The sequence below is a fragment of the Mycobacterium sp. genome (assembly GCF_049802695.1).
GTDB lineage: Bacteria > Actinomycetota > Actinomycetes > Mycobacteriales > Mycobacteriaceae > Mycobacterium.
Genome location: NZ_JBARMY010000210.1, coordinates 1 through 12,964 on the forward strand (window position 1 = coordinate 1; position 12,964 = coordinate 12,964).

At 65.8% G+C, this 12,964-nt stretch carries 11 protein-coding genes and 1 pseudogene; 1 reads left to right on the forward strand and 11 read right to left on the reverse strand.

Annotated elements, in window-relative coordinates:
• From WA317_RS08595 to WA317_RS08615, 5 genes are all read right to left on the reverse strand, one after another.
• Positions 1–707: GTP-binding protein (locus WA317_RS08595; RefSeq protein WP_425172629.1), on the reverse strand; the 707-nt coding region annotated here is incomplete at its 3' end.
• A gap of 79 nt (positions 708–786) precedes the next feature.
• Positions 787–2,892, reverse strand: a complete 2,106-nt coding sequence (fusA, locus tag WA317_RS08600) for an elongation factor G (protein ID WP_425172630.1) — start codon at positions 2,890–2,892, stop codon at positions 787–789.
• A 100-nt stretch (positions 2,893–2,992) separates the two neighbouring features.
• Positions 2,993–3,463, reverse strand: a complete 471-nt coding sequence (gene rpsG / locus WA317_RS08605) for a 30S ribosomal protein S7 (RefSeq protein WP_425172631.1) — start codon at positions 3,461–3,463, stop codon at positions 2,993–2,995.
• On the reverse strand, positions 3,463–3,837 hold the full coding sequence (rpsL, locus tag WA317_RS08610; protein ID WP_003923350.1) for a 30S ribosomal protein S12: 375 nt from the start codon (positions 3,835–3,837) through the stop codon (positions 3,463–3,465). Before rpsL ends, rpsG begins: the two co-directional genes overlap by 1 nt.
• Before the next feature lie 274 nt (positions 3,838–4,111).
• Positions 4,112–4,759 (reverse strand): TetR/AcrR family transcriptional regulator, encoded by a 648-nt coding sequence (locus WA317_RS08615; protein ID WP_425172632.1) that lies wholly within the window; start codon positions 4,757–4,759, stop codon positions 4,112–4,114.
• A gap of 233 nt (positions 4,760–4,992) precedes the next feature.
• On the opposite strand from WA317_RS08615, the gene WA317_RS08620 reads away from it, so the two are divergent.
• Positions 4,993–5,475: a DUF3060 domain-containing protein gene (locus WA317_RS08620; protein WP_425172633.1), complete on the forward strand. Its 483-nt coding sequence runs from the start codon at positions 4,993–4,995 to the stop codon at positions 5,473–5,475.
• Positions 5,476–5,480: 5 nt separating this feature from the next.
• On the opposite strand, the gene WA317_RS08625 is transcribed toward WA317_RS08620, so the two are convergent.
• From WA317_RS08625 to WA317_RS08650, 6 genes and pseudogenes are all read right to left on the reverse strand, one after another.
• A complete protein-coding gene (locus WA317_RS08625; protein ID WP_425172634.1) occupies positions 5,481–6,245 on the reverse strand; it encodes a crotonase/enoyl-CoA hydratase family protein in 765 nt (254 codons plus the stop codon).
• Positions 6,242–6,964: a PaaX family transcriptional regulator C-terminal domain-containing protein gene (locus WA317_RS08630; protein ID WP_425172638.1), complete on the reverse strand. Its 723-nt coding sequence runs from the start codon at positions 6,962–6,964 to the stop codon at positions 6,242–6,244. The genes WA317_RS08625 and WA317_RS08630 overlap by 4 nt, the downstream gene beginning before the upstream one ends.
• Before the next feature lie 24 nt (positions 6,965–6,988).
• Complete coding sequence (locus WA317_RS08635; RefSeq protein WP_425172635.1) at positions 6,989–7,927, reverse strand: crotonase/enoyl-CoA hydratase family protein; 939 nt, start codon at positions 7,925–7,927, stop codon at positions 6,989–6,991.
• 59 nt (positions 7,928–7,986) lie between these two features.
• Entirely contained in the window at positions 7,987–9,624 is a 1,638-nt protein-coding gene (locus WA317_RS08640) for an acyl-CoA dehydrogenase family protein (RefSeq protein WP_425172636.1), read from the reverse strand.
• Positions 9,625–9,670: 46 nt separating this feature from the next.
• Complete coding sequence (locus WA317_RS08645; protein WP_425172637.1) at positions 9,671–10,426, reverse strand: deoxyribonuclease IV; 756 nt, start codon at positions 10,424–10,426, stop codon at positions 9,671–9,673.
• A 121-nt stretch (positions 10,427–10,547) separates the two neighbouring features.
• Positions 10,548–12,964, reverse strand: a pseudogene (locus WA317_RS08650) (DNA-directed RNA polymerase subunit beta'); the annotation flags it as partial.

Here is a 12,964-nt window from a genome sequence, read left to right on the forward strand (position 1 = left end):
CCGCGCTCGACACGACCGGTCACCACGGTGCCGCGGCCGGTGATGGTGAAGACGTCCTCGACGGGCATCAGGAACGGCTTCTGCGTGTCACGGATCGGGTCCGGAATCGACTCATCAACCGCATCCATCAGCTCCTCGACGGACGAGACCCACTTCGCGTCGCCCTCGAGCGCCTTGAGCGCGGAGACCCGCACCACCGGGGCGTCCTCGTCGAACTCCTGGGCGGACAGCAGTTCGCGGACCTCCAGCTCGACGAGTTCCAGCAGTTCTTCGTCGTCAACCATGTCGGCCTTGTTCAGCGCAACCAGGATGTAAGGCACGCCGACCTGTCGGGCCAGCAGCACGTGCTCGCGGGTCTGCGGCATAGGACCGTCGGTGGCGGCGACCACCAGGATGGCACCGTCCATCTGAGCGGCGCCGGTGATCATGTTCTTGATGTAGTCGGCGTGGCCAGGGGCGTCGACGTGCGCGTAGTGACGCTTCTCAGTCTGGTACTCCACGTGGGAGATGTTGATCGTGATACCGCGCTGACGCTCTTCGGGCGCGTTGTCGATCTGGTCGAATGCGCGCGACTCATTCAGCTGCGGGTACTTGTCGTGCAGAACCTTGGTGATAGCCGCGGTCAGCGTGGTCTTGCCGTGGTCAACGTGACCGATGGTCCCGATGTTGACGTGCGGCTTCGTCCGCTCGAACTTCGCCTTCGCCACTTCTTTGTCCTCCTGGACTAGTTGGTGCTTGTTTAAGCAGTGTTGGTTTCTGACTTGTGCCGCGGGTGACCGGGAAAGGTTACTGGCCCGTAGCCTTCGCGATGATCTCTTTCGACACGTTCGCCGGCACTTCGGCGTACGAGTCGAACACCATGGAGTAGTTCGCCCGGCCCTGGGTCTTCGACCGCAGGTCTCCGACGTAGCCGAACATCTCCGACAACGGCACGTGCGCCTTGACGACGCGCGTACCGGCCCGCTCTTCCATGGCCTGGATTTGACCACGGCGGGAGTTCAGGTCCCCGATCACTTCGCCCATGTATTCCTCGGGAGTGAGGACCTCGACGGCCATGATCGGTTCCAGGATGACTGGCTGGGCTTGCGCGGCAGCCTTTTTCAACACCTGCGAACCAGCGATCTTGAACGCCATTTCCGACGAGTCGACCTCGTGGAAGGCTCCGTCGAGCAGAGTGACCTTCAAGTTCACCAGCGGATAGCCGGCCAGCACGCCGTACTGCATGGCGTCCTGCGCACCGGCGTCCACCGACGGGATGTACTCGCGCGGGATGCGCCCACCGGTGACCTTGCTCTCGAACTCGTATGTCGCACCGTCTTCACCGGTGAACGGTTCGATGGAGATGAGCACCTTGGCGAACTGACCCGACCCGCCGGTCTGCTTCTTGTGGGTGAACTCGACCTTGTCGACCGTCCGCTTGATGGTCTCCTTGTAGGCCACCTGCGGCTTGCCGACATTGGCCTCGACCCTGAACTCGCGGCGCATGCGATCCACCAGGATGTCCAGGTGCAGCTCGCCCATCCCGCCAATTACGGTCTGGCCGGTCTCGACGTCCTGGTGCACCTTGAAGGTCGGATCTTCTTCGGCAAGCTTCTGAATTGAGAGGCTCAGCTTCTCCTGGTCGCTCTTGGTCTTCGGCTCGATGGCCACTTCGATGACCGGGTCGGGAAAGGTCATCGACTCCAGCACGACCTGGTCGTTGGGGTCGCTCAACGTGTCACCGGTGGTGGTGTCCTTCAGCCCGATCACCGCGTAGATGTGGCCCGCCGAAGCGGTTTCCACCGGGTTCTCCTTGTTGGAGTGCATCTGGAACAGCTTTCCGAGCCGCTCCTTCTTGCCCTTGGTGGCATTGATGACCTGTGATCCGGAGTCGACCTTGCCCGAATACACCCGAACGTAAGTGAGCTTGCCGAAGAACGGGTGCGTGGCGACCTTGAACGCCAGCGCGGAGAACGGCTCGTCGGTCGACGGCTTGCGCGTGACCTCCACGTCCTCCTTGCCGGGGGCATGACCCACGGCAGGCGGCACGTCAAGCGGTGAGGGCAGGTAGTCGATCACGGCGTCGAGCATCGGCTGCACGCCTTTGTTCTTGAACGCGCTTCCGCACAGCACCAGGTAGGCCTCGGAGCTGATGGTGAGCTTGCGCAGCGCACCCTTGATCTCTTCGACCGACAGCTCCTCGCCCCCGAAGTACTTCTCCAACAGCGCCTCGTCGGTCTCGGCGACCGCCTCGAGCAGCTTGGTGCGGTATTCGTCGGCCTTTTCCCGAAGTTCCTCGGGGATGTCGATGGTCTCGTAGGTCTCGCCAAGCTTCGTCTCGCCCCGCCACACCTTGGCCTTCATCTCCACCAGGTCGACGACGCCCTCGAAGTCACCCTCAGAGCCGACGGGCAGCTGGATCGGGATGACGTTGGCGCCGAGCCGCTCCTCCATCGTGCGCACCGAGAAGTAGAAGTCGGCGCCGATCTTGTCCATCTTGTTGACGAAACAGATGCGCGGGACGTCGTACTTGTCAGCCTGCCGCCAAACCTGCTCGGACTGCGGCTCGACACCCTCCTTGCCGTCGAAGACGGCGACGGCGCCATCGAGTACGCGCAGCGAGCGCTCCACCTCGACGGTGAAATCCACGTGTCCGGGGGTGTCGATGATGTTGATCTGGTTGCCGTTCCAGAAGCAGGTGGTAGCTGCGGAGGTGATGGTGATCCCCCGCTCCTGCTCCTGCTCCATCCAGTCCATGGTGGCGGCACCGTCGTGCACCTCACCGATCTTGTAGCTGATGCCGGTGTAATAGAGGATGCGCTCGGTCGTCGTCGTTTTGCCGGCATCGATGTGCGCCATGATGCCGATGTTGCGGACCTTCGTCAGGTCGGTCAGCACGTCCTTCTGTGCCACAGAAGTCTTCCCACTCTTTCGGTTGCTTAGTTAGCTGTCTTCTGGCCTCGGGCGCCTACCGCTGATTTGCCGCTCAGCGGCTCCGGACACAGCGCCCGTTCTACCAGCGATAGTGCGCGAAGGCGCGGTTCGCCTCGGCCATCTTGTGGGTGTCCTCGCGTCGTTTGACGGCGGCCCCGAGGCCGTTGCTGGCATCCAGAATTTCGTTTGCCAGACGCTCGGTCATGGTCTTTTCCCGGCGTTGCCGCGAGAAGCTCACCAGCCAGCGCAACGCCAGCGTGGTCGACCGGTCCGGACGCACCTCGACGGGCACCTGGTAAGTGGCACCACCCACACGGCGGCTGCGCACCTCAAGGGCCGGCTTGACGTTGTCCAGAGCCCGCTTGAGCGTGATCACCGGATCGGTCCCGGTTTTGTCGCGAGCTTGTTCGAGCGCTGCATATACAATGCGCTCGGCCAGCGATTTCTTCCCTTGCATCAAAACTTTGTTCACCAGCTGGGTCACCAGCTGCGAACCGTAGACCGGATCGTTGACCAGCGGACGCTTGGGCGCGGGCCCCTTGCGCGGCATCAGCCCTTCTCCTTCTTGGCGCCGTAACGGCTGCGCGCCTGCTTGCGGTTCTTGACACCCTGGGTGTCCAGCGATCCGCGGATGATCTTGTAGCGCACACCGGGCAGGTCCTTCACCCGGCCACCACGCACCAACACCATCGAGTGCTCCTGCAGGTTGTGACCTTCGCCGGGGATGTAGGCGGTGACCTCGACCTGACTGGTCAGCTTGACGCGCGCGACCTTCCGAAGCGCCGAGTTCGGCTTCTTCGGAGTCGTGGTGTACACGCGGGTGCACACGCCACGGCGCTGCGGGCTGCCCTTGAGGGCCGCGGTCTTGACCTTGCCGATCTTGTCGCGGCGACCCTTGCGGACCAGCTGCTGAATGGTTGGCATCTACCGGCTTCCTGTGTCGCTGTCATACGTCTGTACTGCAGTTATGCCCAGGCGCAGTACCCCGCATCCGGGTGTGTCGCATGCGTTCGCCGCGGACTCATCCGTTGCGTGATAGACATGCGAATTGGCCCGGCGAACGCGCCTCAGGTCACCGTAGGCGCCTCGAGCCGCCAGGCACGAACCTTCACAATACCCGCCGCTGGTCGCGCGGGTCAAAGCGGCGCAGACCCCGCCGCTATTCAGGCTCGGCCTGTTGACTGGCGTCGAGCTTGCCCTATTCACCGGTGGGCTGCACGGCGGGCGTGCTGCGGAGCTGCAGCCCTGCCGCCAGTCGCAGCACCATGTCGGAGAACACCGCGTCGGTGTCGACGTCGTCCATAACCCCGGTCATCTCCAGCAGGACGAACCCGTGCAGCGCCGACCAGAACTCCAGCGCCGCATAAAACGCCTCTTCGCCGTCGAGACCGTAGGACGACAATACTGAGATCACCGGTGCCGCCGCCCCCTTCGTCGCCGCGGTGTACTCCGGATCGTCGCCGCCCAGCGGCATCCGGGTGAAGGCTGAATACCGGCCAGGGTGGTGATGGGCGTAGCTGCGATAGGCGCCTGCCATGACCAGCACTGCGTCGTCTCGGGCACGGCCTTCCCCGGCGCGGCCGAGCATGGTGATGATGTCGTCCACGACGCGCATCCGGACGGTGCGGCGCAGGTCTTCCAAGCTGTCTACGTGGTTGTACAGCGACGGCCCTTTGGTGCCGAGGTGCGATGCGAGCGCGTTGATCGTCAGTGCGTCCCAGCCCTCGCGGTCCAGAAACGTCAGGGCGGCGTTGACGACGATGTCGCGGCTCAGCTTCGCCGGCCGGGCCCCGGCGCGTCCGCCGGCACGCGAGCGGCCGCCCGGGGATTCCGGCTGAGCTGCCATGGCGATCGCCCTTCGGTTGCGATGACCGGGTGGGTCAACACCGCTGTGTACATGGGGGTCAGCGAAGAACTTTAGTTGAACCTCGCTGCGCTAACGTGCCAGCTGTCTGGCGGGCGTCGACAAATGGCCGAACTCTGCCATCGCGTCGGCAAAGTTACGTAGGCTTTCTGATGCGCGCCCCGGCCTGAGCCGACCTGCTGCCGGCAATCCGATCACCAACGAATCGAGGAAGCATGCGCCCGCACATCACCGACGCCCGCAGCTGGGCGGCCGGGGCGATTGTCCTGGCTGTTGCACTGACGCCTGCAACATTCGGAGTGGCCGGCTGCAGCAAGAAGAACAACACCGGCACCCCTGGCAGCACGTCGGCGGCCAGTTCGACGGCGACAAGCAGCGCGAATCCGGCAACCTCGACCCCGGAAAGCTCGACTGCCCAGATTCAGATCGGCAACACCCTCAACTACGGGTCCTTCGGGACGACGGCCGACCTCGACTGCGCCGACGGCAAAGGGCTGAACGTGGGCGGTTCGAACAACACGCTGACCGTCAAGGGCACCTGCTCGAGTGTGAGCATCGGTGGGGCGGACAACAAGATCACGTTCGACAAGATCGACAAGCTGCTTACCGTGGTGGGGCTGAACAACTCCATCACCTACAAAGACGGTGACCCGAAGGTCCAGAACCTCGGCCAGAGCAACACGATCAACAAGGGCTGACGGCGTCACACCGCCCCACCGTGGCGCCCGGCGCCGGCCGCGAACCGTCCGGCACCTTCGTTTGCTTCAGCGGCGACCCGGGCGATACTGGCGAATTCGAAGTCGAGGGCTTCGGTCTCCGGCCTCCCCCACTGGTGCAGCATCGACGACCGGTCCGATCGCATGCACTGCTGGGGCAGCGCGGCCAGCTGCGCCGCCAGCTCTTCGGCGTGCCGGCGGGCCTGGCCTTTGGGCACGACGCGGTTGGCCAACCCGATCGCCAGCGCTTCCTCGGCCGCCACGGCGCGACCGGTGAGGATCATGTCCATCGCGCGACTGTGGCCGATCAACCGTGGTAATCGGACGGTGCCGCCGTCGATGAGCGGCACTCCCCAGCGCCGGCAGAAAACCCCGAACACCGCATCCTCCTCGGCGATCCGCAGGTCACACCAGAGGGCCAGTTCCAGACCGCCGGCAACGGCGTAACCGCTGACCGCGGCGATCACCGGTTTGCTCAGCACCATCCGGGTCGGCCCCATCGGGCCGGGACCGGTCCGGTGCACGGCGTTGGCGTCCGGGGTACCGAACGCTTTCAAATCGGCTCCCGCGCAGAACGTACCGTTGTCGCCGCAGAGCACCGCGACGGACGCGCGGTCGTCGCCGTCGAAGTGTTGGAACGCCTCGTACAGGGCGGCGGCGGTGGGCCGGTTGACCGCGTTGCGTGCTTCCGGCCGGTTGATGATGACGGTGGTCACCGCGCCATCGCGTTCGACCCGAACGGGATCGCTCATCTCGCCTCCGCTAGTTGGATCTGGTCACGCCGCCTGGTCAGCTCGGTGACGAAGTCGGTGTATGCGGCACGCAGCCGGGTGCCCGGCCAATCGGCCGGCAGCAGCTCGGCGGGCAGCATCGGATCGGTGAGCAGGTGGCGCACCGTCGCCGCGGCGACCACGAATCGGCCGGGCATGTCAGCGGCGGCCGCCATCTGGTCGAGCAACTGCTGCCCGGTCAGCATCCAACGCGGCAAGTCCCACAGCAGTCCGGCCAACTCAGTCGGCGCCTTATCACCGGCCCGCAGTATCCGGACCCGGTCACGAACCTCGGGGTCCAGATCGGCGTCAAGATTGTCCGGCCGCATCCACACGCCTTCGCGTAGTTCACCGAAGCGCTTCTGCTGCAATGTGTTCCGCAGTGCGGCGCGGGTGCGCGCGTCGGTGCCCACGCTGGTCACGATCAGCGTGGTCCACTGTTCGTGCCAGGCGTGTACCCGCGGGTGCATGGCGTCGTCCTGGCGGCGCTGACGGGCCAGCAGCCGGTCAGACAGCCGGTAGCCGTCGGCGGATCGCACCAGGTCACCGGTGCTGACCATGCGGGTCAGTGCGACCCGCAACGTCGGCTCCTTGATACCGAAATCCGCTGTGAGTCGGATCAACTCGGCTACGTTGGCGCGGGCGGGATGGGCACCGAGCAACACGCTGAGCACCACCGACCGAGCAGTCATGCGCTTCAGCGTTCTGGGCATCGGCTGATCCGGCTACACCTGTGAGGCCTGGCGGCCGTAGTCGCCGAACGGCTCGTCGCGGTGGCGCACCGCATCACGGAAGCCGTGCTCGACCGCGTCGGCGACGAACGCGTGTCCCTCGGGTGTGTGGCGGGCGATGCCGTCGAACACGGTGCTGACCATCCTGCTGGTGGCCACTCCCTGCTGCAGCAGCGCGGAGTTGAGCGCCAGCTTCACCATGACCAGTTGGTTGACCGGCACCGCGGCGATCCGCTCGACGAGACGCTCGGTACGCTCGTCGAGCTCCCCGGCTTCCGGCGCCTCGACCGCGAGGCCCCATTCAGCGGCCTGCGCGCCGGTGATGCAATCACCGGTCAGCAATAGCCGTTTGGCGCGCTGGTCACCCAGCCGGTGCGCCCACAGCCCGGCGGCCGGTACCCCCCACACCCGGGTCGGCGGGTAGCCGATCTTGGCGTCTGCGGCGGCGATCACCTGGTCGGCGTGTAGCGCGATGTCGGTGCCGCCGGCCACGCAGTAGCCGTGAATCTTGACGACCGTCGGCTTGTCGGCGTGCATCAGGCTGGCGAAGCCCCGCACGAAGCGGCTCATCATCTGGTAATCGATAACGGGATCCCACGGCTGGTTCGGCAGATGGTTGACCGCCTGAGTTTTACCGTCCAACGCAGTGCCCCGGTAGGCGCCGGTCCCGCCGGCTGACGAAGTGCGGTCCGCGTAGGCGGAGAGGTCGAAGCCGGCGCAGAAACCCTCGCCGCGTCCTGCCACCAGGATCACGTGGACGTCAGGGTCCAGATCGGCACGCTCGACCAACGCCGACAGCTCCAGCGGGGTGTCGGCGACGATGGCATTGCCTTTGTCGGGCCGGTTGAAGGTGATTCGGGCAATCCGGCCGGTGACCTCGTAGGTCATCGTCTTGAGATTGTCGAAATCGACCGGCCTGATCGCGTGGGTCATTGCGCCGCTCCTCCTCATCGCTTCGCTCTGCATTGTCGCCGGCGCGCGTCATGAGCCGGTCAGCCCTTGACCAGGGCCCGCTCGAGGATCGGGGCGACATCCAGGCCGGTGGGCATGGTGCCGAACGCGCCGCCCCACTGCCTGTCGAGCCGAGTCGCCAGGAACGCCTCGGCGACCGCGGGATGGCCGTGCCGCACCAGCAGCGAGGCCTGCAGCGCCAGGCAGATGTGCTCGGCGACGGTGCGCGCCCGGTACTGGATGGTGTCAAGATCGCTGAAGTCGCCGAGCTGCGGCCGCAGCCGCTCGACATGAGCGTCGAGCCGCCGATCCTGACCGGCGGTCTTGGCCAGCTCGTCGAACAGCACCTCGATGCACTCCGGCCGAGTTGCCATGGCGCGCAATGTATCCAGCGCGCTGACGTTGCCGGAGCCTTCCCAGATGCCCATCAGCGGCGCTTCACGGTACAACCGCGGCATGCCGGAGTCCTCGATGTAACCATTGCCACCCAGACACTCCATCGCCTCGGCCGCATGGGGGGTCGCGCGTTTGCACACCCAGTACTTGGTCGCCGCCAGGCCGATGCGGCGGAGCAGCGACTCGGTCTCGTCGCCACGCACCGCGCTGTCCGTGGCGCCGGCCATCCGCATCGCGACAACGGTGGCGGCCTCGGCCTCCACGGCCAAGTCGGCGAGCACGTTGCGCATCAACGGTTGATCAATCAGATAGGCGCCGAACGCCTTGCGGTACTGCGCGTGGTGCATAGCGTGGGTGACGCCGGTGCGCATGCTGGTCGCACTGCCCAGCGCGCAGTCGAGCCGGGTCAAATTGACCATCTCGATGATGGTCGGCACGCCGCGGCCCTCCTCGCCCACCAGCCATGCTGTGGCGCCGTCGTATTCGACTTCGCTGGAGGCGTTGGCGTGGTTGCCGAGTTTGTCCTTGAGCCGCTGGAGGAACATGCGGTTGCGGGTCCCGTCGGGCAGTATCCGGGGCAGCAGAAAACACGACAGCCCGCCGGGCGCCTGCGCGAGCACCAGAAAGATGTCACACATCGGCGCCGAGGTGAACCACTTGTGGCCGGTGAGGCGATAAGTGCCGTCGGCGTTGCGGGCGGCTTCGGTGGTGCCGGCGCGGACGTCGGAGCCGCCCTGTTTCTCCGTCATCGACATGCCGGCGGTGATGCCGATCTTGGTCGCCGGCGCCTTCAGCTCCGGGTCGTAGTGACGACTCGTCAGCAGCGGCTCGTAGACGGCGGCAAGTTCGGGATTGCAGCGCAGCGCCGGGACGGCGGCATAGGTCATCGAGATGGGGCACAGATGCCCGGGCTCGGCGGTCCACACCGACGTCTTCGCCGCGCGGACGACATGCGAACCCGGGCGGTCGTCGGCCCACGGCGCGGCATGCAGACCGTGTTCGATCGCGGCGCACATCAACTCGTGATAGGCCGGGTCAAACTCGATTTCGTCGACGCGGTGGCCGTACCGGTCGTGGGTGCGCAGAGTCGGCCGGTTACGGTCGGCCAGCTCACCCCAGCGTTGGGTCTGCCTGGATCCGGAGACGGCGCCGAGCTCGGTGACTTCGTCGAGGCCCCACTGGCCGCCCTCGCGGATCAGCGCCTCGATCAGCACCGGCGACGACGCGGGGTTGTGGTTCTCCAGCGGCGGAACCTGGTTGGTGACGACATGAGTGTCTGGCATGCCAATGATGTTACATTTTTTCGACAACCGCACAAGTACTGTAACGCTAGCGGTTGATGTGGTCGCGCAGAAAGGCGATGTCGCCCTTCCGGCCTGCGTCGGCCGTCTCGCAGATGACCGGTGCGTCGGCTGCCCTGACCACCGCCACCAGCAACTCCGGATCGATCTTGCCCTTGCCCAGATTCGCGTGGCGGTCCGCGCCCGATCCCGCGGCGTCGCGGGAGTCGTTGCAGTGCAACAGGTCGATGCGGCCGGTGATGCGTTTGATGCGGTCGACCGAATCGATCAGCGCCTCCCCCGCCGCCCAGGCGTGGCAGGTGTCGAGGCAGAAGCCGATGCCGGTATCGCCGATGTCCTCCCACAGGCGCGCGATCGTGTCGAAGTAACGAGCCATGGCGTGATCGCCGCCGGCGGTGTTCTCCAGATACACCGGGACATCGGTCTCCAACCGCTCCATCGCCTTGCGCCAGCGTTCACACCCGGCGTCAATGTCGTCGTCGTCGGCGTGGCCGCCGTGCACGATCACTGCGGTGGCGCCGATCTCGGCGGCCGCGTCACAGGTGTCCTGGAGGATCTTGCGCGACGGGATGCGCACGCGATTGTTCGCCGAGGCGACGTTGATCAGGTACGGCGCGTGCACATACAGCGGCACGGCCGAACTCCGCAGCATCGCGGCGTCGTCGCGCGGTTTGGGCTTCTTCCAGCTTTGCGGGTTGCCGAGGAAGAACTGCACGACGTCGGCCCCGTCGGCCTGCGCCGCGGCGAGGGGGTCCTCTGTTCGCACATGTGAACCGATCAGCACGGCGGCCAGTCTAGTGGCCGGTGCTGACGCCGCCCGCCCCTGCTGCGAGCAGAAAAAAGCCCCGGGCGAACCCGGGGCTTTCTCTTGTGCACCGATCGGTAGCGGGGAACTACCGGTGGTTTTACCGATAATCCGAGTAGCCGTAGTCGTCCAGCGGAACCGCGGCTCCGGTGGCCTGACCGAAGTCCGGGCTGTAGTACTGATCCTCGTAGGACGGGATCGTATACGCCGCGGCCCGGGCCTCCTCGGTGGGCTGCACCTGAATGTTGCGATAACGGTTGATACCGGTACCGGCCGGGATCAGCTTACCGATGATCACGTTCTCCTTCAGACCGTTGAGCCTGTCGCTGCGGCAATTGATCGCCGCATCAGTCAGCACCCGTGTGGTCTCCTGGAACGACGCCGCCGAGAGCCACGAGTCGGTAGCGAGCGACGCCTTGGTGATACCCATCAGCACTGGACGGCCGGCGGCGGGTTCGCCGCCCTCGGCCACCACCCGGCGGTTCTCCGCCTCGAACTCCGCACGGTCGATCAGCGAGCCGGGCAGGAACTCCGTCGAGCCCGAGTCGATGATGGTGACGCGACGCAGCATCTGCCGCACGATCACCTCGATGTGCTTGTCGTGGATGGACACACCCTGCGCCCGGTAGACCTCCTGGACCTCCTTGACGAGGTGGATCTGCACCTCGCGGGGGCCCTGCACCCGCAGCACCTCGTGCGGGTCGGCGGAGCCTTCCATCAGCTGCTGGCCGACCTCGACATGGTCGCCATCGGTGAGCAGGCGCTCGGTGCCGTCCTCGTGTTTGAACACCCGCAGCCGCTGCCGCTTAGACAGCTTGTCGTAGACGACTTCCTCGCCACCGTCGTCCGGGACGATGGTGATCTTGAAGAAGCGCTCGTCATCCTCCAGCCGCACCCGACCGGTGACATCGGCGATGGGCGCCTTGCCGCGGGGCACGCGGGCCTCGAACAGCTCCTGCACCCGGGGCAGACCGCCGGTGATGTCCTCACCGACACCACCCTGGTGGAACGTCCGCATAGTCAGCTGGGTACCCGGCTCACCGATGGACTGCGCGGCCACGATGCCGACGGCCTCACCAATGTCGACCAGCTTGCCGGTGGCCATCGAGCGCCCGTAGCAGGTCGCACACACGCCGGTGCCGGTGGTGCAGGTCAGCACCGAGCGGACCTTGATCTGCGTGATGCCCGCCGCAAGCAGGGCGTCGATCGACGGGTCACCCAGGTCATGACCGCGCGCCACGACGACGTTGCCGTCGCCGTCGACCGCGTCGGTGCCCAGCGTCCGCGCGTAGGCGGACGTTTCGATGAACGGGTCGCGGATCAGCGTGCCGTCGGGCTGACGCTCGGCCAACTCGACGACGATGCCGCGCTCGGTCTGGCAGTCGTGCTCACGCACGATCACGTCCTGGCTCACGTCCACCAGACGACGGGTCAGGTAGCCGGAGTCAGCGGTCCGCAGAGCGGTGTCCGCCAGACCTTTTCGCGCGCCGTGGGTGTTGATGAAGTACTCCAGCACCGTCAGGCCCTCGCGGAACGACGACTTGACCGGACGCGGGATGAACTCACCCTTCGGGTTGGTCACCAGACCCTTCATGCCGGCCAGCGTGCGGGTCTGGGTGAAGTTACCCGTGGCGCCCGAGTCGACGATCGTGATGATCGGGTTGTCGACCGGGTAGTGCTCCCGCAGCGCCTGACCCACCTCGTCGGTGGCTTCCTTCCAGATCTCCACCAGCGCCTCATTGCGCTCGTCATGGTTCAGCGCACCGCGCTGGAACTGCTTCTCCACCTTGTCGGCGCGGGCTTCATAGGCGTCGAGGATCTCCTGCTTACGCGGCGGAACCAGCACGTCGGCCATGGACACCGTGACGCCGCTTCGGGTCGCCCAGTAAAACCCAGCGTCCTTCAACTTGTCGACCGTCTGCGCCACCACGATCATCGGGTAACGCTCGGCCAGGTCGTTGATGATCGCGGCCTGCACCTTCTTGTGCATCTGCTTGTTCACGAACGCGTAGCCCAGCGGCAGCAACTCGTTGAACAACACCCGGCCCAGCGTGGTCTCGGCCATCCAGGCCTCGCCCGGCTGCCAGCCGTTGGCGCCGAACAGCTTGGCCTCGAGCTCGGCGGGCGGACGCAGCTGCGTCAACCGCACCTTGATCTTGGCCCGCACCGACAGCACGCCACGGTCGGAGGCCATGATCGCCTCGGCCGGCGAGGAGTACACACCGGTCTCCGGCCGGTCGTTGGCGCTGGGCCGGTATTCACCGGTGTCGCCGTCGACCTCGGTGGTCAGGAAGTACAGCCCGGTCACCATGTCCAGTCGCGGCATGGCCAGCGGACGGCCCGACGCCGGCGACAGGATGTTGTTCGACGACAGCATCAGAATCCGTGCCTCGGCCTGCGCCTCGGCACTCAGCGGCAGGTGCACCGCCATCTGGTCACCGTCGAAATCGGCGTTGAACGCCTCACACACCAACGGGTGCAGCTGAATCGCCTTGCCTTCCACCAGCATCGGCTCGA